The 14,197-nt window shown below is 62.2% G+C and carries 17 protein-coding genes; 13 read left to right on the plus strand and 4 right to left on the minus strand.

The genetic code is table 11. The features are described 5' to 3' along the window. Positions 1-19: 19 nt before the first annotated feature. The 6 genes from iolD (at position 20) to AC1DIJ_RS26750 (ending at position 5,398) form a co-directional block, all read left to right on the plus strand. Entirely contained in the window at positions 20-1,870 is a 1,851-nt protein-coding gene (gene iolD / locus AC1DIJ_RS26725; protein WP_112390779.1) for a 3D-(3,5/4)-trihydroxycyclohexane-1,2-dione acylhydrolase (decyclizing), read from the plus strand. A 170-nt stretch (positions 1,871-2,040) separates the two neighbouring features. After that, a complete protein-coding gene (gene iolE / locus AC1DIJ_RS26730; RefSeq protein ID WP_112390778.1) occupies positions 2,041-2,961 on the plus strand; it encodes a myo-inosose-2 dehydratase in 921 nt (306 codons plus the stop codon). 208 nt (positions 2,962-3,169) lie between these two features. Further along, positions 3,170-3,964: a 5-deoxy-glucuronate isomerase gene (gene iolB, locus AC1DIJ_RS26735; protein WP_112390777.1), complete on the plus strand. Its 795-nt coding sequence runs from the start codon at positions 3,170-3,172 to the stop codon at positions 3,962-3,964. A gap of 91 nt (positions 3,965-4,055) precedes the next feature. Then, positions 4,056-4,283 (plus strand): YjiS-like domain-containing protein, encoded by a 228-nt coding sequence (locus AC1DIJ_RS26740; protein WP_112390776.1) that lies wholly within the window; start codon positions 4,056-4,058, stop codon positions 4,281-4,283. A gap of 38 nt (positions 4,284-4,321) precedes the next feature. Further along, the gene (locus AC1DIJ_RS26745) at positions 4,322-5,158 is read left to right on the plus strand and encodes a helix-turn-helix domain-containing protein (RefSeq protein WP_112390802.1); all 837 of its coding nucleotides are present in this window, start codon (positions 4,322-4,324) and stop codon (positions 5,156-5,158) included. 87 nt (positions 5,159-5,245) lie between these two features. After that, positions 5,246-5,398: a hypothetical protein gene (locus AC1DIJ_RS26750; protein WP_310297892.1), complete on the plus strand. Its 153-nt coding sequence runs from the start codon at positions 5,246-5,248 to the stop codon at positions 5,396-5,398. Positions 5,399-5,546: 148 nt separating this feature from the next. Here the strand turns inward: AC1DIJ_RS26750 and AC1DIJ_RS26755 are convergent, their stop codons facing one another. Both AC1DIJ_RS26755 and AC1DIJ_RS26760 read right to left on the minus strand, forming a co-directional pair. Further along, a complete protein-coding gene (locus tag AC1DIJ_RS26755; protein WP_112390775.1) occupies positions 5,547-6,962 on the minus strand; it encodes an MATE family efflux transporter in 1,416 nt (471 codons plus the stop codon). A 15-nt stretch (positions 6,963-6,977) separates the two neighbouring features. Next, complete coding sequence (locus tag AC1DIJ_RS26760) at positions 6,978-7,415, minus strand: glyoxalase superfamily protein (RefSeq protein ID WP_112390774.1); 438 nt, start codon at positions 7,413-7,415, stop codon at positions 6,978-6,980. A 339-nt stretch (positions 7,416-7,754) separates the two neighbouring features. Here AC1DIJ_RS26760 and AC1DIJ_RS26765 point away from each other — a divergent pair, with 339 nt between their 5' ends. Next, a complete protein-coding gene (locus AC1DIJ_RS26765; RefSeq protein ID WP_112390773.1) occupies positions 7,755-8,099 on the plus strand; it encodes a hypothetical protein in 345 nt (114 codons plus the stop codon). Between the two features lie 62 nt (positions 8,100-8,161). On the opposite strand, the gene AC1DIJ_RS26770 is transcribed toward AC1DIJ_RS26765, so the two are convergent. Continuing rightward, complete coding sequence (locus tag AC1DIJ_RS26770; RefSeq protein WP_112390772.1) at positions 8,162-8,608, minus strand: host attachment family protein; 447 nt, start codon at positions 8,606-8,608, stop codon at positions 8,162-8,164. Positions 8,609-8,772: 164 nt separating this feature from the next. Here AC1DIJ_RS26770 and AC1DIJ_RS26775 point away from each other — a divergent pair, with 164 nt between their 5' ends. The 3 genes from AC1DIJ_RS26775 (at position 8,773) to AC1DIJ_RS26785 (ending at position 10,936) form a co-directional block, all read left to right on the plus strand. Continuing rightward, positions 8,773-9,177, plus strand: a complete 405-nt coding sequence (locus AC1DIJ_RS26775; RefSeq protein ID WP_112390771.1) for a DUF2177 family protein — start codon at positions 8,773-8,775, stop codon at positions 9,175-9,177. Positions 9,178-9,329: 152 nt separating this feature from the next. Continuing rightward, positions 9,330-9,737: a PilZ domain-containing protein gene (locus AC1DIJ_RS26780; protein ID WP_112390770.1), complete on the plus strand. Its 408-nt coding sequence runs from the start codon at positions 9,330-9,332 to the stop codon at positions 9,735-9,737. An 89-nt stretch (positions 9,738-9,826) separates the two neighbouring features. After that, the gene (locus AC1DIJ_RS26785) at positions 9,827-10,936 is read left to right on the plus strand and encodes a pyridoxal phosphate-dependent aminotransferase (RefSeq protein ID WP_112390801.1); all 1,110 of its coding nucleotides are present in this window, start codon (positions 9,827-9,829) and stop codon (positions 10,934-10,936) included. A gap of 128 nt (positions 10,937-11,064) precedes the next feature. On the opposite strand, the gene AC1DIJ_RS26790 is transcribed toward AC1DIJ_RS26785, so the two are convergent. Further along, complete coding sequence (locus tag AC1DIJ_RS26790) at positions 11,065-11,331, minus strand: tetratricopeptide repeat protein (protein ID WP_112390769.1); 267 nt, start codon at positions 11,329-11,331, stop codon at positions 11,065-11,067. Positions 11,332-11,771: 440 nt separating this feature from the next. Between AC1DIJ_RS26790 and AC1DIJ_RS26795 the strand changes: the two genes are divergently transcribed. From AC1DIJ_RS26795 to AC1DIJ_RS26805, 3 genes are all read left to right on the plus strand, one after another. Beyond that, a complete protein-coding gene (locus AC1DIJ_RS26795; protein ID WP_112390768.1) occupies positions 11,772-12,110 on the plus strand; it encodes a DUF2147 domain-containing protein in 339 nt (112 codons plus the stop codon). A gap of 338 nt (positions 12,111-12,448) precedes the next feature. Continuing rightward, entirely contained in the window at positions 12,449-12,628 is a 180-nt protein-coding gene (locus AC1DIJ_RS26800) for a hypothetical protein (RefSeq protein WP_112390767.1), read from the plus strand. A gap of 59 nt (positions 12,629-12,687) precedes the next feature. Then, positions 12,688-14,196, plus strand: a complete 1,509-nt coding sequence (locus tag AC1DIJ_RS26805) for an AMP nucleosidase (protein WP_112390766.1) — start codon at positions 12,688-12,690, stop codon at positions 14,194-14,196. The last annotated feature ends 1 nt before the right edge of the window (position 14,197 follow it).

Below are 14,197 nucleotides of genomic sequence, written 5' to 3' on the forward strand. Positions count from 1 at the left end.
CAAGGTTCGGGAGGACCCGATGGGTAAGACAATCCGTTTGACGATGGCGCAGGCTGTTGCGCATTTCCTGAAGAAGCAGATGACCGTCGTCGACGGCAAGAAGGTGCCGATCTTCGGCGGTGTCTGGGCGATCTTCGGCCATGGCAACGTCGCCGGCATGGGCGAAGCGCTCTATCAGGTGCGCAGCGAACTGCCGACCTACCGCGCCCATAACGAGCAGGGCATGGCGCATGCGGCGATCGCCTATGCCAAGGCGAGCTTCCGCCAGCGCTTCATGGCCTGCACGACCTCGATCGGCCCCGGCGCACTCAATATGGTGACGGCCGCCGGTGTCGCGCATGTCAACCGTATCCCGGTTCTCTTCCTGCCCGGCGACGTCTTCGCCAATCGCGCGCCGGATCCGGTGCTGCAGCAGATCGAAGACTGGGGCGACGGCACGGTCTCGGCCAACGACGCCTTCCGCCCGGTTTCGCGCTATTTCGACCGCATCACCCGCCCCGAGCAGATCATCTCGGCGCTGAAGCGCGCCATGCAGGTGCTGACTGATCCGCTGGATTGCGGCCCGGTGACGCTGTCGCTCTGCCAGGATGTGCAGGCCGAAGCCTTCGACTATCCGGAAAGCCTGTTCGAAGAAAAGGTGTGGGCCGTCAGGCGTCCGCAACCTGATGCCGACGAGCTTGCCTCGGCCATCGCGCTGATCAAGGCATCGCAGAAGCCGGTGATCATCGCCGGCGGCGGAGTGCTTTATTCGCAGGCGACCAAAGAACTTGCCGCCTTTGCAGATGCGCACGGTGTTCCCGTCGTGCTGACACAGGCCGGCAAGTCGGCGATCGACGAGCGGCATCCGCTGGCACTCGGTTCGGTCGGCGTCACCGGAACCTCGGCCGCCAATGCGATTGCCGAGGATACCGATCTCATCATCGCCGTCGGCACCCGATGCCAGGACTTCACCACCGGCTCCTGGGCGCTCTTCAAGAATGACGGGCTGAAGATGCTCGGCCTCAATATCGCGGCCTACGACGCCTACAAGCATGATGGCCAGCCGCTGGTCGCCGATGCGCGTGAGGGCCTGAAGGCGCTGTCAAAGGGTCTTTCCGGCTGGAAGGCGCCGGCAGCACTTGCCGAGAAGGCGACGAAGGAAAAGAACGTCTGGATGGAGGCCGCCAGCAAGGCGATGGCGTCCACCAATGTGGCGCTCCCCTCCGACGCCCAGGTGATCGGCGCCGTGACGCGCTCGTTCGAGCTCGAAAAGGCGATCGGCCTTTGCGCCGCGGGCGGTCTTCCTGGCGAAATGCACAAGCTCTGGCCGGCAACGGCACCGGGCAGCTATCACATGGAATATGGCTTCTCCTGCATGGGCTACGAGATCGCCGGTGGCCTCGGCGCCAAGATGGCGCATCCCGAGAAGGACGTCGTCGTGATGATCGGCGACGGTTCCTACATGATGCTGAACTCGGAGCTGGCGACATCGGTGATGATGGGCGTCAAGCTCAACATCGTGCTGCTGGATAATCGCGGCTACGGCTGCATCAACCGGCTGCAGATGGCAACCGGCGGCGCCAACTTCAACAATCTGCTGAAGGACTCCTATCACGAGGTCATGCCGGAGATCGATTTCCGCGCGCATGCCGAAGCGATGGGGGCGATTGCCGTCAAGGTCGCGTCGATCGCCGAGCTGGAGAAGGCGATCGCCGATTCGAAGAAGAACGACCGCACCTCGGTCTTCGTCATCGATACCGATCCGCTGATCACCACGGAAGCCGGTGGCCATTGGTGGGATGTCGCCGTGCCTGAAGTCAGCCCGCGCGATCAGGTCAACAAGGCGCATGCGGCCTATGTGAAGGCACGTCAGGCGCAGCGGGCTGGTTGAAGATTTCGAGAACTTAGAGCGCGTAGCCCCCTCATCCGCCCTTCGGGCACCTTCTCCCCGAGGGGAGAAGGGAACAGAGGCAGCGCTGCAAATCCCCTTCTCCCCTCGGGGAGAAGGTGGCGGCAGCCGGATGAGGGGGCCACGGCCACCAATCTACGAGGAGAATACCAATGAAGGCCAAACTTGGCATGTCGCCCATCGCCTGGTGGAACGACGATCTTCCTGAACTCAGCGACGACGTATCGCTCGAAGAATGCCTGCGCCAGTCGCGCGGCGCGGGCTTTACCGGCATGGAACAGGGCCGCCGTTTCCCGAACAATCCTGATGAAATGCTGCCGATCCTGCGCGCCGCCGACGTGACGCTGTGCGGCGGCTGGTTCTCGGGCACCCTCGTCAACGAGGAGCTTGCCGCCAACAAGGACCGCATCGCGCCGATGATCGAGCTGTTCAAGGCGGTCAACGCGCCCTGTATCGTCTATGGCGAAGTCGGCCGTTCCATCCAGGGCGACCGCTCCAAGCCGCTTGCCACCAAGCCGCGCCTTTCCGATGACGAAATGAAGGCCTATGCGGGTCGCGTCACCGAATTCGGCGAATGGTGCGCCGATCAGGGCATGCCCCTCTCCTACCACCACCATATGGCGGCCGTGGTCGAGACCGAACCGGAACTCGACGCCTTCATGAAGCATTCGGGCGCCGGCATTCCGCTGCTGCTCGACGCCGGTCACCTCGCCTTTGCCGGCGGCGACGTGCTGCGCGCCATCGACAACCACCACGCCCGCATCAACCACGTCCACGTCAAGGATATCCGCAAGCCTGTCGTCGATGGCCTCGACCGCAGCAAGCAGTCCTTCCTCGACGCCGTGGCGCTCGGCGCCTTTACTGTTCCCGGTGACGGCTCGCTCGATTTCGCCGCGATCGTCCAGCGCTTTGCCGATTACGGCTATGAGGGCTGGTTCGTCGTCGAAGCCGAACAGGACCCGCGCAAGGCACCGCCGAAGAAGATGGCCGAGGTCGGCTATGCCGAACTGATGCGGGTGATGACGGCTGCGGGTTATACCGTGGAGACGGAAGGGTTCCCGAAGGGGGCTTGAACGTGAGAACCGTGGGGCGTGATACCCCCCTCTGCCCTGCCGGGCATCTCCCCCACAAGGGGGGAGATCGACTCGCAGGCAGGTTCTCGCCAGACAATGAGAGTAGAGCGAGCGGCCGCCCCTAGATGATCTCCCCCCTTGTGGGGGAGATGTCCGGCAGGACAGAGGGGGGTGGCCGCAGCCACGGACACATCGAGGAGGAAACACCATGCCGAATCTCAAGGTAAAACCCGCAGGCACCAGCGGCCGCGTCACCCATGTGACGCCGGAGAGCGCCGGCTGGACCCATGTCGGCTTCGACATGTACCGGCTGAAACCGGGCGAGACCGCATCGGGCGAAACGGGTGAGCGCGAGATCTGCCTCGTCTGGGTCAGCGGCAAGGGCAAGGCCTCGGCCGGCACCCGCGATTTCGGCACGCTCGGCGAGCGCATGAGCCCGTTCGACGGCGCACCGCATGCGCTCTATATCCCGATGGAATCGGCGTGGTCGGTGACCGCCGAGACCGATCTGGAACTTGCCGTCTGCTCCGCACCGGGCGGCGGCACCTACGAGGCGAAGGCGATCCCGCCGGGCACGCATCCACCGCTGACACGCGGCAAGGGCACCAATGTCCGCCACGTCAACAACATCATGCCCGAGGACGATGCCTCGGCGCATTCTCTGCTTGTCGTCGAGGTGATCACGCCGGGCGGCCACACCTCCTCCTACCCGCCGCACAAGCACGACCAGGACAATCTGCCGAACGAGAGTTTCCTGGAAGAGACCTATTATCATCGCCTCAACCCGCCGCAGGGCTTCGGCTTCCAGCGCGTCTATACCGACGACCGCTCGCTCGACGAGGCGATGGTGCTCGAAGACGGCGACGTGACGCTGGTGCCGAAGGGCTATCACCCCTGTGCCGCGACGCATGGCTACGATCTCTACTATCTCAATGTCATGGCCGGGCCGAAGCGGGTATGGAAGTTCTACAACGCGCCAGAGCATGAGTGGCTGCTGAAATAAGCTGCCGTTCGATCGCTAAATAATCTGACAGCGGGCGAGCCGTGCAAGTGGTTCACTGCCTCCATCGAAACAACACCGATGGAGCAACATCATGCACGGCTCGACCACCCTCATCTCCGGCCGCAACGGCCACCTGCTGCGGACAGCTCGTTCCCGGCTGGGCACCGCCCTCCTCTCCTTCTATCGCTGGACTGCGCGCAAGCTTCGCGAGCGGCGTAACCTGAATGCCGTGATGGAGCTTTCGGATGCGCAGCTGAAGGATATCGGGCTGTCGCGCTACCAGACCGAAAGCGACGTGCACGTTTATTCCCGCGATTGAACTATGCTAGGGTGCGCCCGCAATCCCCGGACGATATGATGCCGCAATTTTCGACAGCGCTGCTTTTGAAGACGGATACCGTCACCATCCGTGACGTGGTCTGCGATGGCGAATGCCGTCACAGGAGCGACGAGGAATGCGCCCACAAGACCAGCCTCGTCTATCCCTATCGTGGCGTCTTCATGCGCCATGTCGGGCGCAGCGACACGGTGGCAGAAGCCAACCAGATGCTGTTCTTCAATGCCGGGCAAGGTTACCAGATCAGCCATCCTGTCGATGGAGGCGATGCCTGCATCGACCTTTCCGTCGATGACGCGCTGCTGGCCGAACTGGCGCCCCGAGACCAGGTCCAGCCCGGCGATCTGTTCGGCTTTCGCCGGCAGCGCCGGCGGATCGACCCGCGGGCGCAGGCGCTCGTCGCCCTTCTGCGCCATGGCCTGCGTCAGGGCGCTGCCGAGACGCTGGAAGCGGAGACGCTTGCGCTTACCCTCGTTCGCCGTTCGCTTGGCGAACGCACGTCACATGGAGCAGGCGCCAGTATCGGCCGTCAGAAGCTTGTCGATCGGGCAAAGCTGGTGCTCTCCTCCGACCTCGCCCGGCGCTGGACGCTTGCGGAGATCGGCGCCGAAGTCGGCGTCTCGCCCGTCTATCTCACCCAGGTCTTCCAGCAGGTCGAGGCGACGCCGCTCTATCGCTATCAGCTGCGGCTGCGCCTTGCCCGGGCGCTCGATCTTCTCGGCAAGTACGACGATCTGACTGCGCTCGGCCTCGAGCTCGGCTTTTCGAGCCACAGCCACTTCACTGCCTCGTTCCGCCAGACCTATGGCCAGAGCCCGGCAGAATTCCAGCGCGCGGCGCGCATCCGGCTGCGATAAGTCGCTAAAGAATTCGACAGCGAGGCCGGTGTCTCCAGTGGTCTTATGATCCTGTCCCGAACGGGATACCCAACGGAGGATCAGAAGATGAAGAAAACCACATGCGCCGCCTGCGACTGCGAACTCGGCCATGACGCGATCAGCGTCAAGCTCGGCGGCACGACCGTCGAAGTCTGCTGCCAGGAATGTGCCGAGGCGCTGAAAGAAGCCGATACGGCAGCAACGGACAATAAGGACTAGAGGGTCACAACGACGCCCCAACCACTCCCTCATTCCTGTGCTCGTCACAGGAATCCAGCCGCCGCGCGTCTGCGCGGCGAAGAGAGTCTTGTCTGCCCGAGGACTTGGGCAGGCTGGATCCCTGTGACGAGCACAGGGATGAGGGAGACTATGGTTGGCATCGCGAATTACCGTTCCCGCTCGCCAGCCCGGTCCTCACGCCGGCAACAAACCCACACCGCCACCCCAACCGCCGCGCATTCCTCGCCAGCACCGCGAACGCCAGCAAGAACATGCAGGCCTCAGCGAAGACCGGCACCATCCATATCCCCATCTCGCCAAAGGCATGCGGCATCAGGAAGGTCAGCGGCAGGGTGAAGAGATAGGCGCGCGACAGGCCGAAGATCGCCGCCCGCCTGGCATCGCCGATCGCCTGGAAATAGCCTGATAGCACGATCATCTGGCCGAACAGGAAATAGGCTCCGACAGTCCAGGGCAGGATGCGCGAGACCTCGGCGATCACAACAGGGTCGGCGACGAAGATGTGGCCGAGGCGGGTTGCCGAGAGCTCGACGATGATCTCCACGCCGGTGCAATAGACGAGTGCGGCGACCATCGCGATCTTCAGGCTCTGGCCGACGCGATCACGCAGGCCGGCGCCGTAATTGTTGCCTGTGATCGTCTGCGAGGCGATGTTGAGGCCGAGCAGCGGCAGGTAGGCGACGGTCATGACGCGGGTGATGATGCCATAGGCACCGACGGTGGCGACATAATCGCCCTCGCCCCAGATCGACAGGTTGAAGATGACGGCCGCCGAGCACAGCGAGATGCCGATGAAGCCGAGGCTCATCGGTGCGCCCAGTGCCAGGATCGGCTTCCAGTCAGAGAGGGGAAAGCGGCTTGCCGGGCGCAGCGCCGCCGGATTGCGCCAGCGGTAGACGAGCACGGCGATGAGGCAGATCGCCTGGGCGAGAACCGAACCCAGCGCCGAACCGGCCACACCCCAATGCAGCACCGCCATGAAGAACCAGTTGGCGGCGATGTTCAGCGCCGAGGCGGCCAGCATGACCAGCGTCATAAAGCCGATCCGGCCTTCGCTGCGCAGCGCGTCGATATTGAGCGACAGGAAGAAGGCGATCGGTGCGGCGCCGACCATGATGCCCATAAAGGTACGGGCGTTGGCCGCGACCGCCATATCGCCCGCCGCGGCATTGCCGACGATGCGCCAGCCGATCGTCCAGTAGATCAGGTTGACGACGAGCACGACGGCGATCGCCAGCGCGTGGGCGGCCGCAAAGGTGTGGCGGGCGGCATCGCGATTGCCGCCGCCGAGCTCGCGGGCAAGGATGCTCGCCATGCCGTTCGAGACCAGAGACTGCAGCGCCACGACCATCATCAGGCCGGGAAAGATCAGCGTCACCGCCGAGAGCGCCCCGGCGCCGACATAGGCACCAAGGAAATAGGCGTCCACCACGGCGAAGAGACCGTTGATGGTGGTGATCAGGATGATCGGCGCGGCCGTTCGGGCGAAAACCCTGGGCAGGGGCGCGGTGAGAAAAGGATTGGTTGCGGATGCGGTGTTCATCACTCAGATCCCCAATCAGATGTCGAGAACGAGCTGCGGCAGACCATTCGAGGTCTTGCGCGGCGAGATGCCGTTGCCGTCCACCTGCGCATTGACGCGCTGGCGGAACGCCGAGAAGCCCTCGAAGGTCACGACATCGACGGGTTCGTCGAAATGGAGGGTGATCTTGTGCAGCCCGCCGTTCGTCTGCGCCAGCGCCAGGACCTTGCCGGTAAAGGGCTGGTTCAGGTAGCGGCCGCGCACCTGCGCGCCGACCGTGAGCAGCGAGATCGGTTCGGCATTCGGGCGGGTGGCGAGCGCTGACAGCGTGTTCCAGTCACGCGCGCCATATTGCTGGGCAATGAGTTCGAGCGCGGCACTATGGGAAATCGCGCTGCCGCGGGTTTCCATGGCCTGGCGCAGGCGCTTGGCCTGAGCCTTCAGCTCGTCGATGGATGGATAGGTCGTCGTCACAGGTTCAGCCTTTCGGAAGGCATGCCATTATCGACTGTGAATGGGAGCTCGCATTGCCGTCAGTCAGCATGCACCAAATGGCCGTGACTCATGTTTGCGAGGCTTCACCATGGACTTTCATCCGCGAGCGGCCGGTGCCTCGAACCGCAGCCTGTATGCGGCAGAGCGGCGAAACTGTCAAGAATGCCCCATAATGACCTGCCCGGCGGCGCCCGAAACGCCGGAAATACAGCGCTTTCCGCCGCCAGTCCCGCATAAGGCTCAAAATTTACCAATGCCTTTCACAACTTATCAGCATTCCCATATTACATTTCAACCAGACAACAAGCGGAGGCTGACATGGCCTTTCAGATGCACCTCAATGACGGCGATCAGGAGCAATCCTATCGTGACTTCCACCTGGATCGGCCCGGCAAGATCATCTTCGTCGGCCATCATCTCAGCACCGGCACACAGGTCCGTTGCCTGATCCGCACGATCAATCTTGGCGGCGCAGTGCTGGAAGTGAGCCCTTCGGTGGAGATGCCAAGCAACTTCTTCCTTGAGATCCTGGGCATCCACGACGAGATCGGCTCGACGGTCGTCAAGCGGGAAGGCGAGCTCGTGACGATCAGTTTCAACATGCTGATCAATGCCGAGTTCCTGCATCACGTGCTGCGGCTGAGTTTCGAAACCGGCCTCTGATCTTCCCACATGAAAACGGGCGGCCAAGGCCGCCCGCGATATCCTGCTTTTCGTTTCAGACGTTACGCCGCGAGGTGGCGCTCGATCTGATCGACCGGCAGATTGGTATAATCCTTCGCTACTTCGGCGGAGATCGCCGCCTGCGCATCGGCGCTGAGTACCGGGCGGAGCGTGCCGAGCGCCTTCGGCGGCGCGACGAGGACGATGCGGCGGGCATCCTTCTGATGCACGAGCTCATCCAGCTTGGCGGCCACCTGCTTCAGGAATTCCGCTTCGGCGCGGCCCTGCCAGTCGGTCTGTTCGATGGCGCTGGCGCTCTGGCCATCCGGCGCCGAGGTCCGGCCAGGCTTGTCGGTGCCGAGTTCACGCGTCGGCTCGTTCGGCTGCGTCAGGGTCTCCTGAACCTTCAGGTTCATGATCTGGGCGTCGCCGGCATTCTGCATGAACAGCGCTTTCGCACCGTCGCAGACCACCACCCAGGACTCCCAAGGCACTCTGATATCAGCCATTTTTCATATCCTCTTGATTGTTTACAGAAGCGCGGAGCACTTCATCGACCAAGGCAAAACGCCTGGGAATTGAAAGAGTTCGCGGCCCGGGCCGAGAAAACGATTCAGTCAGGCAATCCAATTTCTCAATTCAGCGTAGAGATGATCAAACGGGAGAGACGCCGATGAAAACAGCGCTGATTGCCTATGCCGGGTCTTTCGCCACGCTGCTGGTACTGGATGCGATCTGGCTCGGCCTCGTTGCCCGCACCTTCTACCGCGATCAGCTGGGCGACCTGATGCTGCCACAGCCGGCACTCGGCATCGCGGCATTGTTCTATGTGTTCTTTGCGGTCGCCGTCGTGGTGCTCGCGGTGCTTCCGGCGGTCAGCGCGGCCTCGCTGACCACAGCGCTTGCCTATGGTGCCATCCTGGGACTGGCGGCCTACGGCACCTATGACATTACCAATCTGTCGACGCTGAAGAACTGGCCTGTGACAATGACCCTGGTGGACATGGCCTGGGGCACATTCGTCACCGCGGCAACGGCTGCGGGCGGCTATGCGGCGGCGCGGGCTTTTGGCGCATAGGCTTCCCGCTGCGGCACAGGACTGTGTCACGTAAGCACAAAATTCACATTCACTAAAATTGTCTAAATCTCTTTGACGAATGCGCAAAACATTCATGTGAGGCTCTGCCAGAACGCGCCAGGATGACCTTGGCTCAGACGGAGGACTGCACGATGTCCATGGACCGGGCAACGCATCTCGCGACGGTGAAATCTGAGGTCTACGACCAGCGCTGGGAGCAATTCCAGGTCAGCCGGCCGGCGCGCATCATCGCGGTGCGCCCGTGTCTCACCGGTATGTCGCTTCGTAGTGCGGAGATCCTCGATATCTCGCGCGGCGGTGCCACCTTCCTCGTCGCGTCGACGGCCGGCCTTCCGAAACATTATTATCTGAACATTCTGGGGCTCGCCTACCGCATCGGCTGCGCAGAGGTGTACCGCAACAAGGAACGCATCGGCGTTCGCTTCATCAATGTGCTCGATCCGGAAGTACTGCGCCGCGTGGTGCGCGCCGACTTCATGGCCGGCAATGTCGAGGCGATCCAGGCTCGCCGCGCGGGCCGCATCACGGCGATGCAATAGGCCGGTTTCTGGAATAATCTTGCTTGCCTTGAAAAGAGCGGCGCCTATTGTTGGCGCCGCTTTCATTTTATCCGGGATTCAGCATTTCCATGTCCGCCTTTTCGCGCTTCACGCCGCTGGTCAGCTCCCTGCCCTCCACCGTTCCTTTCGTCGGCCCCGAAGCCATCGAGCGCCAGCGCGGCCTGAAGGTCGAGGCCCGTATCGGCGCCAATGAAAACGGCTTCGGCCCGGCGCCTTCCGTGCTCGCCGCAATGCGCGAGGCAGGCGGTGATATCTGGAAATACAACGATCCAGAGAATTTCGAGCTGCGCGAGGCGCTGGCCGCCCATCTCGGCGTCACATCAGCCAATATCGCCATCGGCGGCGGCATCGACGAGCTGCTCGGGCAGATCGTCCGGCTGGTGATCGAACCCGGCATGCCCGTCGTCACCTTGCTCGGCGGCTATCCGACCTTCAACTTCCATGTTGCCGGTTTTGGCGGGCGCCTCGTTACCGTTCCCTATGTCAACGACCGGGAAGATCTCGACGGCCTGCTCGACGCGGTGAAGCGCGAGAATGCGCCACTCGTCTATTTCGCCAATCCTGATAATCCGATGGGAAGCTGGTGGGACGCCGACAAGATCGTCGCCTTTGCCAGAGCGCTGCCCGAAACCTGCCTCATGGTTCTCGACGAGGCCTATAGCGAGACGGGACCGGCGAGTGCCCTGCCCTCGATCGAATCCCTGATCGACCTGCCGAACATCGTTCGCACCCGCACCTTCTCCAAGGCCTATGGTCTGGCCGGCGCCCGCGTCGGCTATGTGATCTCGACGCCGGGCACCGCCCAGGCTTTCGACAAGATCCGCAATCACTTCGGCATGAACCGGCTGGCGACCGCCGCAGCCCTCGCCGCCCTGAAGGACCAGGCCTATCTGGCCGAAGTGGTCGGCAAGATCCACGCAGCACGCGAACGCATCTCCGACATTGCGCGGGCAAACCAGCTTTCGCCGCTGCCTTCGGCCACCAATTTCGTGACTGTCGATGCCGGGCGTGACGGCACCTATGCGCGCGCCATCGTCGATGGACTGATGCAGCATGGCGTGTTCATCCGCATGCCGGGTGTCGCGCCGCTCAACCGCTGCATCCGCGTCAGTGTCGGACCGGAAGCCGATATGGCATTGCTTGAAAAATCCCTGCCGCAGGTTCTGCGCACGCTCTAAACGGAAAAAACCGCGCCGGCCTTGTGTCTGCCGGTCGCGGTTGCGTTCTCCTGGCGCAGGCCCGGTCAAGGTGCCCACCATTCCCCTCGTTTCGAGGTTGTTATTCTTGTCTGATTTTTCGTTGCAGCTTAGTGGATGGTCATCCACTCGCGAGCGGCGCGGAGCGCCTCGACCAGCTGCATCTTGCTCATCGAAGCAGCGACATCGGCGCGCAGGTCGACGGCCCGGTCGCTGCCCTTGATGGCGGCGATGTTCAGCCACTTGTGCGCGGCGACCAGATCGATTTCGCAGCCGCGGCCGGTTGCATACATCAGACCCATTTCGCAGAAGACATCGGCGTTTCTGTCGCCACCCATGGTGGCCATTTCAGCATTGTGCATTTCAAAGCGTGCCATCGGTTTTATCCCTGTTTAGCCTGTTGTCGACTTGCCCTGTTTTACCTTCCGGGCCGTGCCGTCTATCGCAGCTTTCGGTCCCTTCGGTGCGGCGGGTTTGCCCCGCTCGTTTGATGGCTCCACTATGCCGCGGGGCTTTCAAAAAACGCCTAAAATGCATGATTAATTTGAGACAAACAAAGTCCAAACGCTTGGTAAACTTGGGTTTTTGTTAAACATCGCGATGCCTGCAAATTAAGGAGTTTCGAGACAATTTTACGAAAGATTCAGATTTGAAAATCAACGCTTCGTTCACCACGAAACGAGCTGCCCAAACGGCAAATCGGAAAATCTGCAGCTCCAGCCCCCTTGAAAACCCGGCATTTCCCGGCTTTCCGATATTTACCTTTACGTTCGCGTCAGTTATTTTTCGCGCCGGTCTGGACATCAGGGAGGAAAAGATGATCCGCGCATTTATTATCGCAAGCGCGCTGGCGCTTTCGGCAGGGCTTGCCCATGCGGACGAGCCGATCGTCGGTAACTGGAAGACCGCTTCCGGCGATACCGCACAAATCGCCGCTTGCGGCGGCAGCTATTGCATAACGCTGAAGAGCGGCAAATTCTCGGGCAAGAAGATCGGCACGCTGGCGGGCACCGGCAGCACCTATGACGGCGAGATCACCGACCCCAAGGACGACAAGACCTATAGCGGCTCCGGCAGCGTGTCCGGCGATACGCTGCGGATGAAGGGCTGCGTGATGAAGGTGCTCTGCAAATCGCAGACCTGGACGCGGCTTTAGGGGACGTTGCTCAAAGACTTCCATCGCGCCTCGAGCCCCCTCACCCTACCCTCTCCCCCAGGGGWGAGGGGAAGTAGACGCTGCGGCTAGCACCCCTTCTCCCCAGCGGGGAGAAGGTGGCCCAAAGGGCCGGATGAGGGGGCCGCGAGCGCAACATCTCGCTCTTCCTGTACCTCATAGAATTGAGGCCACTTTGGCCACCCTTGTGCGCGGACAGAAGCTCGCCCCAAAACCCACCCATTTTCCTGAACGCTAAATGAACCGGCATCTCAGCACCCGTTCAGCCGCACCGTGTCAAAAGGAGGGCAACGATCAAGGGCGCATACGGGTTAGGGAACATGGACGTGCTCATTCTGGCAAGACGCTTCACCATCATCACACTCTCGGCAGCCGTCTTCGCGGTGGCGTTTTCGGCAGCGGTGGTTCGCGGTGGCGGCGGTGGCGCCCAATCGCATTTCGGGGCGAACTATACCTGCGCCGAAATCAGCAGCCCGTTCTGTTCCGGCGCTCCCAAATAATCTCATTTTCGCCTTCCGGGCGTCGCTTGCTTGTTAAAACCGGCGCTCTATAATGCGCCATGAGCACACGAATCTCTCCGCTAGCACCCCTCGACATCTCGTCTCCGCCCGCCTTTGAACCGCAAAGCTTCGACGATCCGGCCAAGGCCGTGGATGCGCTGACCGAGCTTTACGAGCGCAACACCGCCTTCCTGATCGACAGTTTTGCGACCCTTGCCAAGGGCGCGCCGATCACCGCGCGGCACCGGGCCTTCTATCCGCAGGTCAGCATCGAGACGACGAGCTTCGGCCATGTCGACAGCCGCCTCTCCTACGGCCACGTGACATCGCCTGGCGTCTACACGACGACGGTGACGCGGCCGAAGCTTTTCCGCCACTATCTCAAGGAACAGCTGGCGCTTCTGATGAAGAGCCACAATGTTCCGGTCATCGTCTCCGAATCCTCAACGCCGATCCCACTGCATTTCGCCTTTGGCGAAGGCGCCCATGTCGAGGCCTCCGCATCGGCCTTCATGGATATTCCGATGCGTGATCTCTTCGACACGCCGGATCTGAACACCACAGACGACGAGATCGCCAATGGCGAATATATCCCGCCGCCCGGCGAACCTTCCCCACTCGCCCCATTCACGGCGCAGCGTATCGATTACTCTCTGGCCCGTCTTTCCCACTACACGGCAACAGGCGCGCAGCACTTCCAGAATTTCGTTCTGTTCACGAACTACCAGTTCTACATCGACGAATTCTGCAACTGGGCGCGTGGCGTGATGGCCAATGGCGGCGGCGAAGAGGGCTACACCGCCTTCGTCGAGCCCGGCAACATCATCACCCATGCGGGTGCCAGCACGCCGGAAGGCGATGCGACGCCCGGCCGCCTGCCGCAGATGCCTGCCTATCACCTCAAGAAGAAGGGGCATGGCGGCATCACGATGATCAACATCGGCGTCGGCCCTTCCAACGCCAAGACGATCACCGACCACGTGGCCGTGCTTCGCCCGCATGCCTGGCTGATGCTCGGCCATTGCGCTGGTCTGCGCAACAGCCAGCGTCTCGGCGACTATGTACTGGCGCACGCCTATATGCGTGAGGATCACGTTCTCGACGACGACCTGCCGGTCTGGGTGCCGATCCCGGCGCTCGCCGAAGTGCAGGTAGCGCTGGAAGCGGCCGTTGCCGAAATCACCGGTTACGAGGGCTTCGAGCTGAAGCGTATCATGCGCACCGGCACCGTCGGCACGATCGACAACCGCAACTGGGAACTGCGCGATCAGGCAGGCCCGGTGAAGCGGCTGTCGCAAGCCCGCGCCATCGCGCTCGACATGGAATCGGCGACGATCGCCGCCAACGGCTTCCGCTTCCGCGTTCCCTACGGCACGCTGCTCTGCGTCTCCGACAAGCCGCTGCATGGCGAACTGAAGCTGCCGGGCATGGCGACGGCCTTCTACCGCACACAGGTCAACCAGCATCTGCAGATCGGCATCCGGGCCATCCAGAAGCTGGCGGCCATGCCGCCCGAAACGCTGCATTCGCGCAAGCTGCGCAGCTTCTTCGAGACGGCTTTCCAGTAAG

This window comes from Rhizobium sp. 10N427, from assembly GCF_056394605.1.